Here is a 14,590-nt window from a genome sequence, read left to right as displayed (position 1 = left end):
CTGCCCGTCGCCGTAGACTTAATCGAAATAATATAGTCACCACGACTCAAATCGAAGTTACATAAGTAATTGTAAAAATTGGTAATATAGTATCAGTAGTCATATTGTCTCTATATTTGAGACAATAAAACTCACAGTCGGCACTTAATGAGTCAATCAGTTACATCTTAAAATAGCCGCTCTATTTTCATGATGGTGTAATGGGTTTGAGTCATTATTTAGCGAGCGCAGGTGTTTTCCTCATGACGGCAGTAGCGCTGAATTCTGCGGCTGTGTCTGCTCGTGAGCAAGAACTGCTGCTGCACGCCGATATTAGAGAGTCAAAGCCAGTTCACGGCAAAATTGGTCTAGCGCTGAGTGGTGGTGGCGCGAAAGGGGCTGCGCATGTGGGCGTGCTGCGTTATCTAGAGTCGCAGCATATACGGGTCGATTATATTGCGGGTACCAGTATTGGTGCCTATGTTGGTGGGCTATACGCGCTGGGGTACAGTGTCGATGATATCGAGCGCATCATGCTTGAACTTGACTGGGTCAGTGGCTTCGATGATACGGTGCCGAGAACGGCGTTGAATTATCATGATAAACAAGATTTCGACCGCTTTAACTTACCCTTTGAGTTTGGCTCGCTAGACGGTGAAATTCTATTGCCGCAAGGTGTCTTACGCGGCCAGTCGATGGCAAACCTCTATATTTTCTCTGCCGGCATGGTGCCGCGGCAAGCTTCATTTGATGATTTAGCCATTCCCTTTAAGGCGATCAGTACTGACATTGCCACAGGGCAGGCTGTGGTGTTAGATTCAGGCAACCTGCTGGCGGCGATGCAGGCGTCGGCGTCCGTGCCGGGTATTTTGCAGCCGATAGAGATTGATGGCAAATACCTAACCGATGGCGGCATGGTAAGCAATATGCCAGCGGATACGGTACGCGAAATGGGCGCTGATATTGTTATTGCAATTGATATTGGTGCCGAGCTAGCACCGAAAGAGGAGTTGCAAGATAGTTTTGCGATACTGTCGCAACTATCCACCATGATGACACGGGCCAATGCGGTAGAACAGGTAGAGAATCTACAGCCGCAGGATATTCTCATTCGCCCTGATATCAGCTTGTTAGGCACCACCGATTTTAGCAGTATGCCACTGGGTTTTGAAAAAGGAGAACAGGCGGCACTCGCTCATGCTGATAGGCTTATTCCATTGCAAAGCAGCGCCGAGGAGTTTGCGCAATATCAAGCAAATCGACAGCGCTATAAGCAAGCGTTACTGACTTTTCAGCAGCGGCCTATCGATAGAGTTATTGTGGTTAATAATAGCCATGAGACGCCAGAGAAAATCAGTGCCGCGCTAGCCGTTAATGCCGGTGACAGCGTCAATACCCCCGAATTAGTCGATGCGATTGATCGTGTCTATGCGCTCAATAGCTTTGAGCGAGTCGAAGCTGAAATTGTGATGGACGAACAAGATCAAAAAACACTGCTGATCACCGCCAATGAAAAAAGTTGGGGGCCTAACTTTTTTGATATTGGTTTTTCATTGGAAGAGGACTTTACCGAAATATCCGATGTTAAGCTCGACCTTGCTTATACGATGAATAACGTTGGAGATAGCCAAGGACAGCTGCGTTTTGAGTTTACGTCTGGCAAAGAGAAGCGCCTGGCGACCGAGTACCGTTTGCAGCTCGACCCATTAGAGCACTATTATTGGAAAAATCGGTATCAATACTCACAAGATGAGCTGCTGTATTTTTGGGATAACCAGCGCAGTTTAAAAACGCTGACTAAATCGCATAATATTAGCTCATCAATAGGCATTAATCTGAGTAACGATATGATTATTGAACTAGGTATAGCCGCTGAATCGGGCAATATAGAAGGCCCATCAATGATTGACCTTGATATTGATTATAAGAGCTATTCTGGTTTCGTCATTGTTAGTTACGATAGCTTAGACAGTTATAGTTTTCCGAGCCGCGGCAGTCAGATCTATTTTAAGGGTGCCTATAACGACGATAAGCTGGACTCTTTTGTCTTGCCTATTGTCGGTGATGTATTTGGTGATACTGCACTTTTCAATTATGAGTTTTCCCTCAAACATGCCCGTAGCCTCAAGCAGCATACGCTGATCAGTAAGCTCAAAATTAGCGGTACCGATAGTGATGAGGTGAGCTTAATACACACTCATAAACTAGGGGGCTTTTTAAACCTGTCAGGCATGCATAAAAATGCGCTGGTGGGCTCACAGCTCGCGTATGGATCACTGGTGTATCAGTATCGTATTAACTGGCAAGGATTCGGTGGCATGAACAAACCACTTTACTTGGGCGTTTCTGCCGAAGCGGGTAATGTTTGGCAATATAAAGATCAGCGTGGGCTTGATGATTTGATTTACGCCAGCAGCATATTTATCGGCACTGAAACCGAGTTTGGTCCAGCCGTTCTCGGTTTTGGTATTGATGACTTGCAACATAAAACCCTTTACCTGACATTAGGTAGAACCTTTTAGCCGCTTAGTCTCAATGGCTAAACGAGTTTTTCTCCTAAAAAGTCGAGCAGCATGCGCACTTTAGGTGATAGGTGTCTATCGTGAGGAGTGGGGTAGAGCATCAAAATACCCAGCATCATCACCCTGGGCAAAACCTTTGAGCAGCTTAGTATCAATGGCTAAACGAGTTTTTCTCCTAAAAAGTCGAGCAGCATGCGCACTTTAGGAGATAGATGTCTATTGTGAAGAGTGGGGAGAGTGCCCAATCGCCTTGCTGCATAACAATAGCAAAACTCTTTTAATTGAAGAGTATTAGGCGCTAAGCTAGTCCTTCACTCAGAAAGTCGAGCAGCATGCGCACTTTAGGTGATAGGTGTCTATCGTGAAGAGTGGGGTAGAGTGTCCAATCACCTTGCTGCATAACAATAGCAAAACTCTTTTAATTGAAGAGTATTAGGCGCTAAGCTAGTCCTTCACTCAGAAAGTCGAGCAGTATGCGCACTTTAGGTGATAGATGTCTTTGTTGATGAGTGAGGTAGAGCATTAAAATATCCTGCAGCACCACTCTGGGCAAAACCTTTTAGCTGCTTAGTCTCAATGGCTAAACGAGTTTTTCTCCTAAAAAGTCGAGCAGCATGCGCACTTTAGGTGATAGATGTCTATTGTGCGGGTAGAGCGCCCAAATTCCTTCAACCGCTTGGCGGTTGTTTTCCAGTAGTGGCACTAGTTTTCCTGACTCAATAAATTCGCTAACGTAATAATCGGGTAGCTGGATGATGCCTAGCCCTTTTATAGCAGCATCGACCAAGGCGTGACCGCTATTACAGCTTAAGTTACCTTTGATGCGTACATTACGGGCTTTACCTTTTTCTTGAAAGCGCCAGTAGTCCATGGTGCCCACTAAACAGTTGTGTTGTTCAAGTTCAGACAATGAATGTGGTAAGCCGTAGGTGGACAGATAGCTGGGTGAGGCGCAGACATATTGCGTACGAGACCCTAAGCGTTTTGCCATCATGCTTGAGTCTTCTAGCTGACCTAAACGGATGGCGAGATCGTAGCCTTCATCAATCAGGTCTACTTTCAAATTGGTGAGGTTTATCTGTACTTCAAGCTCTGGGTATTGAGTTATAAAATCATTAATGAGTGGCGCAATCATGCCCTCGCCATAGGTTACCGGCGCGGTGATCTTGAGTAAGCCTCTAGGGGTGGTCTGTAAATTGGTGATGGCCCTTTCTGCTTCATCTAAACCATCTAAGACTTGGCGGCAGTGCTGATAATAGATGCGGCCAACTTCAGTTACCGATACCTTGCGGGTAGTACGGTGAAACAACTTAGCAGCAAGTCGTGTTTCCAGAGCACTCACTTGACGACTGACTTGAGCCGTCGATATGCCTAGGCGCGCGGCAGCCTTAGTAAAACTTTCGGCTTCTGCTACTGCAACAAACTCACTCACGCCTTCCCAATTGAACATATACGCTCTCTACTATTGTCACTCTTTAATGGCGTCAATTATTACCAACTCTAGCTGAAATGCAAAGTTATCTTACCTGTCCGTGGCAAATTATTACTGTGTGGTAAAAGAAATTTTCGCTTTAGTGGGATTATCATTCCCACCCCGCTGGGTATAATTCAACCAATCAAAGGGACGTGGTAATTCGCCCATGTTCTTCTAAACTTTAACTCTGCCACGTAACCAGCGTGCTAGATAAAGGAGCCCTTATGGCTGGTGGATGGGCCCGTGATGGCGCGGTGCAAGATCAGATTGATAATAGTGTCGCCGATGGCGTCGCTCAAATTCGTAGCGGATTATCACAGCAAGCCAGCTTACTATTTTGTGAGGAGTGCGGCAGCCCGATCCCTGAAGCGCGTCGAAAGGCGATTCAAGGGGTGCGCTATTGTGTTACTTGCCAAAGTGAGCTGGATGAACAAAGTAAAAAAGTCCCCCTGTTTAACAGGCGAGGCAGTAAAGACAGCCAGTTGCGCTAACGACAATAAGTGCACTGGCTAATCAGGTAATGGTAAAAGAGACCAAAGGATCACCATTATTACCATATGGTAAAAGTTAATTGCATAATGGTGGGATTATCATTTTATGAGTCCTCGCTATAATGCTCGCATAAACATTGCGGCACTCGTGTAGATAAGACCGTTTTTTAACGCTATATAAAGTAGGAATTACACATGACAGCACAGACTATTAAATCTAAAGCCGCAGTTGCTTGGGCAGTTGGCCAGCCACTGACAATGGAAATTGTCGACGTTATGCCGCCGCAAAAAGGCGAAGTTCGAGTCAAGATGATTGCTACGGGTGTTTGCCATACTGATGCATTCACACTCTCTGGCGATGATCCAGAAGGGATCTTCCCTTGTATTTTAGGTCACGAAGGTGGCGGTATCGTTGAGTCTATAGGCGAAGGCGTAACCAGTGTTCAAGTCGGCGACCATGTTATTCCTCTATACACGCCAGAGTGTGGCGAGTGTAAGTTCTGTAAGTCAGGTAAGACTAACTTATGCCAGAAAATCCGTGAAACTCAAGGTAAAGGCCTAATGCCAGACGGCACGACGCGTTTCTCTAAAGATGGTGTCGATATTTTCCACTACATGGGATGTTCAACCTTTTCTGAGTACACAGTATTACCTGAAATCTCACTTGCAAAAGTAAACCCTGAAGCGCCACTTGAAGAGGTGTGTCTATTGGGTTGTGGTGTTACAACCGGTATGGGCGCAGTAATGAATACTGCCAAGGTTGAAGAGGGCGCTACTGTTGCTATATTTGGTATGGGTGGTATTGGTCTATCAGCGGTTATTGGCGCACAAATGGCTAAAGCATCACGTATCATCGCTATCGATATTAACGAAAGCAAGTTTGACCTAGCCCGTCAACTGGGTGCGACTGATTGCATCAACCCAAAAGATTACGACAAGCCAATTCAAGATGTGATTGTAGAGCTGACTGATGGCGGCGTTGATTACTCATTTGAGTGTATCGGTAACGTCAACGTCATGCGCAGTGCACTTGAGTGTTGTCATAAAGGTTGGGGCGAATCAGTGGTTATTGGTGTGGCAGGTGCTGGTCAAGAGATCTCAACTCGTCCATTCCAGCTAGTGACTGGCCGTGTATGGAGAGGCAGCGCATTTGGTGGTGTTAAAGGCCGCTCTGAGCTACCTGAATACGTTGAGCGTTATATGGCGGGTGAGTTTAAGTTAAGTGACTTTATTACCCACACTATGGCACTTGAGCAAGTTAACGATGCATTTGACCTAATGCACGAAGGTAAGAGTATTCGTACTGTTATCCATTTCGATAAGTAAGTTAACACTGCCATTCGAAAGATAATTTAAACCAATTCAGTCGTTTTGCTATCACTTCCGCCCATGGCGGAAGTGATAATAAAGCGCGACAAGAGATGTAAGTATGACAATTGAAAATATTAGTGTGAATAAGAGTTTTGGTGGTTGGCACAAGCAATATACTCACCAATCAGAATCGTTAAACTGTGCCATGCGATTTGCTATTTATTTACCGCCTCAAGCGTCAAACGGCCAAAAAGTTCCCGTGCTGTATTGGTTGTCAGGTTTGACTTGTACTGACGAAAATTTCATGCAAAAAGCGGGTGTGCAAGCGTTAGCGGCTGAATTGGGAATTGCCATTGTGGCGCCAGACACTAGCCCACGTGGTGAAGGTGTGGCGGATGATGCTGGATATGACTTAGGTCAAGGTGCGGGATTCTATGTCAACGCGACTCAAGCACCTTGGAGTCGTCATTATCAAATGTATGACTATGTGGTCAGTGAACTGCCAAAGCTAATCGAGTCAATGTTCCCAGTGTCAGACAAGCGTTCAATCGCCGGTCACTCAATGGGTGGACATGGTGCCTTGGTTATCGCCATGCGTAATAGCGACGCTTATCAGTCTGTTTCTGCCTTTAGCCCGATCAGTAATCCGGTTAATTGTCCCTGGGGCAAAAAAGCACTGACCGCCTATCTTGGCCGCGACACTAATGCCTGGGCTGACTACGATGCGAGTCTACTCATGCGTAAAGCGACTAACTTTGTGCCGGCGTTAGTTGATCAAGGTGAAGGCGATAACTTTTTAGTTGAGCAACTTAAACCTGAAATGTTGCAGGCTGCGGCTAAAGTGAGCGGCTATCCGTTAACGCTTAATATGCATGAAGGTTATGATCATAGTTACTACTTTATCGCCAGCTTTATTGAGCAGCATATGCGTTTTCATGCCGCGCATTTAAGCGATTAGTTTAACGCTGCCATATTATGAAAATGCCGCTCTATAGCGGCATTTTTTATGGGCGGGAATCGCCTCTGCTGCTTCGGCCTCTGCATTGATGGGGTTCAGCTATTGTTGTTACCTGGGGTGGTGAAGAGCGCTAGTGCTATTGGGTCATTTTGTGGTTAACTCATCGACGAGACGAGTATTGGCACTCTGCTGTTTTCACGCTAGAGTTAAGCTAGCTCATATAATTGATAACAATGCTTAGGGAGATAACAATGAAGCTATGGAATATCCTAGTGCTCGGTTTTGCAATATTTTTAGCGGGTTGCGCATCATCAGAGGCCTCGAAGGAACGAGCTGCAATGTATACCTTTCCTGAATTAGAGCAGGTTAATTCTATCGATAACTTTAGAATGGATGGCTGGGAAAATGTCGATAAATATACGGTCATCGTTAACTCTAGACCGCGACAGAGTTACTTATTGGTATTGAGCGGTGGCTTGAATACTTTGAAGTTTGCCCAAGGGTTGTTGATTACTTCAACCTTGGGAAAGGTGGAGGTCGGCTTCGATTCAGTATCGACTCCGCAAGAGCCAATGCAGAAATCGCAGATAAAGCGTATCTACCGTTTAAAAGATAAGGCCGAGAAAGAGGCGATAAAACAGAAAATCATCGGCTTTGCTGACGTTGATGAAAAAGAAGCCGATAAGAGCAGCCCCGAATAAAACAGTTTGCTAACTCACCAAAAAAGCCCGCTCACTTATAAATAGTAAGCGGGCTTTTTTGTTACTGAATCTAGCCTTTAATCAGGTAAGCCCCTTTAGTGGTTAACGTGACAGTAATGGGCTCACTGGTTTTGTTTTTCCAGTACCAGCCGTGAGAGCCAGCAAAAGGCGTAGTAAGCGTGCCCTTTACTTGATCGGATGTGGTGATGGTAAAGCTTTCAAAAAAGCCGGTGGTATCACCTTGAGGTTCACCGTGAAAGTCAAAATACAATGGAGCACCATCGGTGCGCCATTCATACTCTAAATGCTGGTTTTCATTTATCAGCAGTTTGTATTCTAAGCCCTTGCCTGCTGCAATCACTATGTCGACCGTATCTTGGCGCAGTCCAGGTACCTCTACTCTAGCTTGCTTTATCTCTGCCACTGACGGCGCATCGGTTATCACAATGGAGTCAGTACTTTTCATGACATTGGTCGCGGCTTTAGCACTTGGAATAATCGCAGCTGTCGCTGCAGTGGCTATCTCTGTTAGCCCGAGTGATTTACCGATCCCTGTCGGGTCAATATTGTACTCGGCGGGTAAAATTGCCATGACCAATACCACAGCTGCTATGACGGTGGCGACGATGCTTGCTTTCAGTAAAGTGGCATTAGAGTGGACGGGTACGCTAATGGTGTTGCTTACGGTGTCAGTTGCTTGATTGTTAGTTTGGTTTTTCATTGTAGTTCCTAAAAGAGTAATTACGCATGCGTATTGAGCTGTATTTTGCCGTTGAACGCGGCTATCTCGTTAAGCGTTAACTGGTAAAGTAACCCGTGAGTTGGTAGCCAACTAACATCAAGCCACCACTCATTAACAGCGTGTTGGCAGTGGTTGCAAACTTAAGATAGCTCTGGTGTCTACGCCAAAAACTCATGACAATAAGTACCACGCCTAAGGCTAAGAACTGCCCAATTTCGACACCGACATTAAAGCCAATAATATTGGCTAATAACCCCTCTTGTGGCAGATTAAATTCTTGAATTTTAGTGGCAAGGCCAAAACCATGGAATAGGCCAAAGATCATCACTGCGACCTTGGTATTGGGCTGAAAACCAAACACCCGCTTAAATCCGCCTAAGTTATCAAAGCCTTTATAAACAATTGAAAACCCAATGATGGCATCGATAAGATAAGCATTGACCTGGATGTCAGAAAACACGCCGTACAACAAGGTAATGCTGTGGCCGATAGTGAAAAGGCTGACATATAGCAATACATCTTTGGTGCGGTATAGAAAGAAAATCACCCCAACTAAAAACAGCAGATGATCATATCCGGTGACCATGTGTTTAGCGCCGATATAGATAAAGGGCAGAATAGAAACCCCTTGGTTAGCGGCTAAAAACTGCCGAGTCCCCTCATCTACGCCGTGTGCAAACAGAGAGAAAGAGGCAAATAGCCCCAAAAAAATCACCACTAGCTTCGTGGTGGTAGCCATGGCTTTCGCCAAAGGTTGGCTCATTACAGATACTCCAATTATTTATTTTTGTTATACGCGGCGAGCACAGTCATTAATTAATGACTGATGCGCTATAACGTTTTAATGTGCGAACGGATCGCGTTATTGAAAAGTAATTAGCTGTGTGGCGGTGGGTTTGGTGGTGCGTATCTATGGTTGCTGAACAGTACATCTGCATCGCTTAGGGTGCCTGCTTGATAGAAGTCGCTATTAAAGCGCGATTCGAGTGGCAGGTGCGATGGTGTGTGTGAATGATTATTATGATCGTGCTCGCCATTGTCAGCCGTTAAGCTGCTATTGCGATCAACAATATCGGTAATCGATTCAGTAGTATTGAAAGCGGAAACATTATCGCTGCCATGATGGTGCGCCTTTGAGGCAAGGAGGCTTTCATGACTATGATGATGGCTCACACTGCTGCCCATAGGGTGCTTACCATTGGGATACTGCACTGAATAGGCTGAACTCATCACAAAAAACTGGCACACCATCAGCACTAGCATTACGACTAGTGTGGTTCTGGATTGGTGGTTAGCGGCTAGGGCTAACCTTACCTTGATGGTTTTGCTGCTCAGTTTGTTTAGTCTCAAAGATAATATAGCAAGCAAGATTAAATCAGATTGGAGCTCAAACCGCTAGTATTACCGGCGACAAAACAAATTAAGTGTGTCCATGCACTGATAGGACTAGTTAGGTTAGTGCAGCCATTATGGCTATAGACAGAGACTTGCAGAGGCAATAATACAATGTGAAAAAGGAGGGGTAACCTCCTTTTCACGTTCCATGGGTTAGTCGGCGCCATTGCTTTTCAGTGTGGCGAGCCTCTACCTCCTGCGGAGTAAGCCGTGTTAAGCGGGCTTAAATATACACTTTAAGCGTTTGATAATGATCAGTCGTGACATGGTAAATAGGCCGCTAACGGTTTTTTGATGTAGACGGAAAATCGTATCGTACAGGCGGCGTACTAGTCGGCCTTTTAACACTAATCTGTCGTTCAGCATGGTGCTGATGGCAAAGTTATGCCCAATGGCAACCACCATTCCGCCATCCTTGTAGACGAAAGGTTTTAGCGGTTTCCCCTCTAAATGCGCCACTAAGTTCTTTGCTAGGTGCACCGCTGCGCGGTTAGCGGCCTGGGCTTTTGGCGGTACTTGAGTGCCATCAGCTTGTGGGATCGCAGCGCAATCACCTAAGGAGAATATTGACGAGTCCGCAGTGGTTGCCAGTGTTTGCTCAACCATCAGCTGGTTAGCATTATTGCTCTGTAGACCACCGATGTTTTTAAGCCAGTCTGGTGCTTTAATTCCAGCAGCCCAAAACTGAACATCAGCAGCTAATACTTTGCCATCGCTGGTGGTCATGCGTGCAGCTTCGACGCTGGCGATACGGGTATTGAGTATGATGTTGACCTGATACTCTTCGAGTCGCTTTTGCGCTTGCTGTGACATTTTAAGCGGGCTGTTCGGTAACACTCTATCAGCAGCTTCAATTAGATTAATGTTGAGCTTTGCCGCATAAGGGTTTTTGGCTAATTTAGCGCTTACTTTCGCTAATTCAGCTGCGAGTTCAAGCCCGGTAGCACCAGCACCGACGATATTAATGCTGCGCTCTTGTCCTGAGCGTAGCAAGGTACTTATTTGGTGCCAGCTATCTCGCGCTTGTTCTGGTGTATCGAGGAACAAGCAGTGCTCTTGCACGCCTAAGGTGGCAAAGTCGTTGCTAATGGCACCGATAGCAATCACTAGGTAATCATATTCGATAGCATCTGTTTCACCGTTAGGTTTACGGACCACTAACTGCTTATCTTCGCGCTTTATATCGGTCATCCACGCTTGGTAATGCATGTAGCCATTCTTGGCGCCATGACTGAAATAGCACAGGCTGTCGAGGTCACTATCAAAGGTACCGGCGGCTATCTCATGGAAGCGAGGTTTCCAGTAGTGATGAGTTTCACCTTCGACGAGTATGACTTCATCTTGACGATTGACTGAACGTCCTAAAAGGCTAGCAATTTCTAGGCCGGCAGCGCCGCCGCCAACAATAACAATACGAGACATAATAGTTCCTCTGTGCACCGTAATAGGTGCTGTAATACTTTTGACAATTGCCTTAGGAGTTGAGCGCTCCGACAGGGGTGCACTCGTCCTCAGGACTTAAGATGGGGCTCATTATAGTTATCATCGTATTTGGAACAATCAGCCTAAAAGGTAAATTACTTTTACCAAACAGTAATAATAGAGGTGGAGGTAATAGTAAGTGTATGAATATACGTTTCATTGTCTATAAGAGACGAGGTGTGAATCTGTTGCAGAGCAGTGCGGGGAGATTAAATACTCATTTGAGGGCTGTGTTGAGGTAGTCGAGTAACATACTCACCTTGGGTGATAAGTGACGGTTTTGTGGATAGATAGACCAAATACCCTCCTCGGGTTGGCGATTGAGTTCGTGTACTTAACTTCTTGGCCATCATGCTTGAGTCTGCTAATTGTCCAATCCTCTCTAATGCACCCTCCGATTTTATTTGAGCCTTTGCTCGCGCTTTTCTATCACTAAAATAGCTCTTCTGCTTAGATTTATTGTTACTCACGGTAAAAAGTTATTTGCTAAAAATAGGGATTATCAACTTTTAAGCAAGGAATATAATCACTGCCATCGAATGACCCTGGTGTCATCCAGTCTCAAGTTTTAGTCGTTAAATATGACCGCTGCCGATGCAGCAGAAGCGGGCATTGTCAAAATTGAGTGACTTTCAGCCTCCGGTGGTACTGCACGAAAACTAGCCGATCTTGGCGTCACAGAGGACAAACTTGAGTTTATGGCGATTAATGCCTTAAACGACGCGTGTTCTTTAACCAACCCAAGAAAAGGCACCACTGAAGAGATTATCAATATTTTTAAACAAGCTATGTAAGTAGCAGGCTAAGCCTTGTTGAACAGAGCTTAGCCACATTTTTGGAGTAAACATTATGACAACATTAATTCACCCACAGGTCGATAACGGCATCCCAGCAGCAGCGGAAGGTTTTACTGGAGGTTCATTACAATGCCAGTGTTCACATAACCCGGTAGAAGTTACCGTCGCGGCGCAAACGGCACATAACCATGTCTGTGGTTGCAGCAAATGCTGGAAGCCTGAAGGCGCGCTGTTTGCTCAGATAGCTGTGGTTGCAAAAGAGATGGTTAGTGTGACTGCTAACGCTGATAAATTACAGATCATTGATGAGTCAGCGGCAATTCAGCGTCATGCTTGCAAAGAGTGTGGTACTCATATGTATGGCCGTATCGAAAACACTGGCCACCCCTTCTATGGTTTAGACTTTGTCCATACAGAGCTATCTAAGCAACAAGGTTGGTCTGCACCTGAATTCGCTGCATTTGTCTCTTCAATCATCGAGTCAGGTACTGCACCTGAAGCTATGGCTGATGTTCGCAATACATTAACCGATTTAGGATTGGCGCCATATGATTGCCTATCCCCTGTTTTGATGGATGCTATCGCAGCCCATGTTGCCAATAACGGCTAAAACAGATTGATATATGGATGTCAGTATTATTGGACATGATAGAAAGCGCTTCGGCGCTTTTTTTATGACTAATATTCGCGCAACCCTCTCTCGGAAAATTGTACTTTTGGCTGCCATTATCTATAGGAAAGCTATAACCATTTGAGTGGATGGGGCCTTTTATGGGATCACGTCGCTACTAATTGTTTCTATCTGGTAAAAGATAATTGTATTTCAGGTGGATTATCATCTCGGCATAAACAAATATAATACTCCCATCAAAGCGGAGTTGGTCTAATAGTATGAATAACTACTTAAAACGCTTTATCTGATTAAAACCGGAGCGCTAGATGGAAAAAATAGACAAAGAGCCACTGATTAATATGTTGGGCCAAGTTGTGCACTATGCGGTGCGGATATTAGCCGTGTTGATGACCTTGGTCATTCTATGGAGTGTGATTGATGTGGGACGGGTGTTGTTTATTGAAATCATGACGCCGCCATACGGCTTGATTGATATGAAGGACATACTGGTTATCTTTGGCTCTTTCCTCGCGGTGCTCATCGCGATTGAAATTTTCCAAAATATTACCATCTACCTTAAAGAGGAGGTGATCCATGTGCAGATTGTGATTGCGACTGCATTAATGGCGATCTCCCGAAAAATTATCGTCTTAGACTTTAAAGAGGTGGAGCCAGAATATGTATGGGCCTCTGCGGCGGTCATTATCGCACTTGGGGTAACTTATTGGCTGGTATCACCCAAACAACGTCATTGACGCTGCGATCAGTTGGCTTATTTTTCAGTTCGATCACATTCCTTTATTACTCTCCAGTAAAAGTGATTTGCCATTTCAGCAGATTATCATCTGATTGATTATCAATATAATAGCTGCAGTAAAATCACTATCCCAATCTATGTTGCAGGCTTTGCCTGCCGATCACTTTTAAATTTAAGGCTTACATTATGAGTTGGATCTTTCTATTACTGGGTGTCATGGCTGAAGCTTTATCTCATGTGGCGCTTAAGGCGACTGATGGCTTTAGCAAGCCGTTGCCAGCTGCAATGGTCATACTGGGACATTTGACGGCATTTATCTTTCTAGGCCAAGCGATGAAGGGCATGCCGGTCGGTGTGGTACATGCGCTATGGGCGGGTCTTGCTATCGTCACTGTCACCTTGTTGTCCGCGCTATTTTACCGTCAACATCTGGATTTAACCACTTGGGTGGGTATGGGTCTTGTGGCTGCTGGCGTGATAATGATCAATTTGTCCCAAGGGCATAGTCATTAATAGCCAATAGAGTAGGTTCAATTTAGCTTAGTTTACTTGTTAAAGGATTAAAAACAGCACATCAATGGATGTTGATAGCTTTATTGACTGTCACGCTATTCAATACAAACTGGCTGGCGATAGGCACTTTTTCATTGTTAATCTTAGGGTTAATCTGTTCTCAACGTCGATTACGACAAGAAACAGATAAGTCATTAGTGAGGTTTGTTATGAAAATTAAAACAATGCTAGCAGGTGTTCTATGTTCAGGGTTACTGGTCGGTAGCGTTAATGCAGCTGAAGTTGAATTCTTTGTCGGTGCCGCTGCGGGTTATCAAACAGACAAGGTTGATGGCAAGATACAGCATGATACTGAAGACATGTCGTGGCAAGGGCGAGTGGGGGTGTTGATTGAACAGCAGCACCGGATCACAGGTACCTTTGGCTATATGGAAGATGAGTTTTCTCAAGCGGGCAGCGATTATAAGCAGGAGCAATACAGCTGGTTGATCTCATATGACTATCTCATCCCAGTGCATAAGAACGTTAACTTGTTCGCCGGCGTTACTGTAGGCGTTAACGATAATAAAATTGCTGGACGTGCCGATACTGCTCCTGTCTGGGGTGGCCAAGTGGGTATGCAATATCAATGGAGCGAGCACTTTTCGTCCGATCTCGGTTATCGCTATCTAGAGCAAGATTACGAACGTCATGGGATCACTATTGATAACAGCCAGCAAGTGTACTTAACGCTCGATTATAAGTTCTAACACGACTTGTAACAGACAGAAAAAAGCCGACGGCAATGCATTGGCGAAAGCAGCTGACAATACCATTGTGGTGAGTATGTTGGGGATTAATGATGCTGATATTTAC

General features: G+C 45.1%; 14 protein-coding genes and 3 pseudogenes. 10 read left to right on the top strand and 7 right to left on the bottom strand.

Features of this window, described 5'->3' with window-relative positions; genetic code table 11:
- Nucleotides 1-242 precede the first annotated feature (242 nt).
- On the top strand, nucleotides 243-2,501 hold the full coding sequence (locus tag L2755_RS06940) for a patatin-like phospholipase family protein (RefSeq protein WP_248979914.1): 2,259 nt from the start codon (nucleotides 243-245) through the stop codon (nucleotides 2,499-2,501).
- Between the two features lie 298 nt (nucleotides 2,502-2,799).
- Here L2755_RS06940 and L2755_RS22370 read toward each other — a convergent pair.
- Nucleotides 2,800-2,898 (bottom strand): annotated as a pseudogene (locus tag L2755_RS22370) (LysR family transcriptional regulator); the annotation flags it as partial.
- Nucleotides 2,899-3,081: 183 nt separating this feature from the next.
- Nucleotides 3,082-3,951: a LysR family transcriptional regulator gene (locus tag L2755_RS06935; protein WP_248979915.1), complete on the bottom strand. Its 870-nt coding sequence runs from the start codon at nucleotides 3,949-3,951 to the stop codon at nucleotides 3,082-3,084.
- Nucleotides 3,952-4,199: 248 nt separating this feature from the next.
- Here L2755_RS06935 and L2755_RS06930 point away from each other — a divergent pair, with 248 nt between their 5' ends.
- The 4 genes from L2755_RS06930 (at nucleotide 4,200) to L2755_RS06915 (ending at nucleotide 7,436) form a co-directional block, all read left to right on the top strand.
- A complete protein-coding gene (locus L2755_RS06930) occupies nucleotides 4,200-4,466 on the top strand; it encodes a DksA/TraR family C4-type zinc finger protein (RefSeq protein WP_248979916.1) in 267 nt (88 codons plus the stop codon).
- 195 nt (nucleotides 4,467-4,661) lie between these two features.
- Nucleotides 4,662-5,792 carry an S-(hydroxymethyl)glutathione dehydrogenase/class III alcohol dehydrogenase gene (locus L2755_RS06925; RefSeq protein WP_248979917.1) on the top strand — a complete coding sequence of 377 codons (1,131 nt, stop codon included), beginning with the start codon at nucleotides 4,662-4,664 and terminating at the stop codon, nucleotides 5,790-5,792.
- A gap of 103 nt (nucleotides 5,793-5,895) precedes the next feature.
- Nucleotides 5,896-6,735, top strand: coding sequence for an S-formylglutathione hydrolase (gene fghA, locus L2755_RS06920; protein WP_248979918.1), 840 nt, complete (start codon nucleotides 5,896-5,898; stop codon nucleotides 6,733-6,735).
- A gap of 251 nt (nucleotides 6,736-6,986) precedes the next feature.
- On the top strand, nucleotides 6,987-7,436 hold the full coding sequence (locus tag L2755_RS06915; RefSeq protein WP_248979919.1) for a DUF6491 family protein: 450 nt from the start codon (nucleotides 6,987-6,989) through the stop codon (nucleotides 7,434-7,436).
- Between the two features lie 70 nt (nucleotides 7,437-7,506).
- On the opposite strand, the gene L2755_RS06910 is transcribed toward L2755_RS06915, so the two are convergent.
- From L2755_RS06910 to L2755_RS06890, 5 genes and pseudogenes are all read right to left on the bottom strand, one after another.
- Complete coding sequence (locus tag L2755_RS06910) at nucleotides 7,507-8,157, bottom strand: hypothetical protein (RefSeq protein WP_248979920.1); 651 nt, start codon at nucleotides 8,155-8,157, stop codon at nucleotides 7,507-7,509.
- A gap of 76 nt (nucleotides 8,158-8,233) precedes the next feature.
- Nucleotides 8,234-8,941 carry a HupE/UreJ family protein gene (locus L2755_RS06905; protein WP_248979921.1) on the bottom strand — a complete coding sequence of 236 codons (708 nt, stop codon included), beginning with the start codon at nucleotides 8,939-8,941 and terminating at the stop codon, nucleotides 8,234-8,236.
- 113 nt (nucleotides 8,942-9,054) lie between these two features.
- Entirely contained in the window at nucleotides 9,055-9,528 is a 474-nt protein-coding gene (locus L2755_RS06900) for a hypothetical protein (protein ID WP_248979922.1), read from the bottom strand.
- Nucleotides 9,529-9,786: 258 nt separating this feature from the next.
- Entirely contained in the window at nucleotides 9,787-10,995 is a 1,209-nt protein-coding gene (locus L2755_RS06895) for an NAD(P)/FAD-dependent oxidoreductase (protein WP_248979923.1), read from the bottom strand.
- A gap of 277 nt (nucleotides 10,996-11,272) precedes the next feature.
- Nucleotides 11,273-11,383 (bottom strand): annotated as a pseudogene (locus tag L2755_RS06890) (LysR family transcriptional regulator); the annotation flags it as partial.
- A gap of 322 nt (nucleotides 11,384-11,705) precedes the next feature.
- Here L2755_RS06890 and L2755_RS22460 point away from each other — a divergent pair.
- From L2755_RS22460 to L2755_RS06870, 5 genes and pseudogenes are all read left to right on the top strand, one after another.
- Nucleotides 11,706-11,849, top strand: a pseudogene (locus L2755_RS22460) (L-threonine dehydrogenase); the annotation flags it as partial.
- Nucleotides 11,850-11,904: 55 nt separating this feature from the next.
- Nucleotides 11,905-12,462 (top strand): S-(hydroxymethyl)glutathione synthase, encoded by a 558-nt coding sequence (gfa, locus tag L2755_RS06885; protein ID WP_248979924.1) that lies wholly within the window; start codon nucleotides 11,905-11,907, stop codon nucleotides 12,460-12,462.
- A gap of 329 nt (nucleotides 12,463-12,791) precedes the next feature.
- Nucleotides 12,792-13,220, top strand: coding sequence for a phosphate-starvation-inducible PsiE family protein (locus tag L2755_RS06880; RefSeq protein ID WP_248979925.1), 429 nt, complete (start codon nucleotides 12,792-12,794; stop codon nucleotides 13,218-13,220).
- A gap of 188 nt (nucleotides 13,221-13,408) precedes the next feature.
- Nucleotides 13,409-13,735, top strand: coding sequence for a DMT family transporter (locus L2755_RS06875; protein WP_202286953.1), 327 nt, complete (start codon nucleotides 13,409-13,411; stop codon nucleotides 13,733-13,735).
- Between the two features lie 209 nt (nucleotides 13,736-13,944).
- Nucleotides 13,945-14,484: an outer membrane beta-barrel protein gene (locus tag L2755_RS06870; RefSeq protein ID WP_248979926.1), complete on the top strand. Its 540-nt coding sequence runs from the start codon at nucleotides 13,945-13,947 to the stop codon at nucleotides 14,482-14,484.
- The last annotated feature ends 106 nt before the right edge of the window (nucleotides 14,485-14,590 follow it).

The sequence above is a fragment of the Shewanella abyssi genome (assembly GCF_023284025.1).
GTDB classification, from domain to species: domain Bacteria; phylum Pseudomonadota; class Gammaproteobacteria; order Enterobacterales; family Shewanellaceae; genus Shewanella; species Shewanella abyssi.
This window is presented reverse-complemented; position numbering and strand designations above follow the sequence as displayed.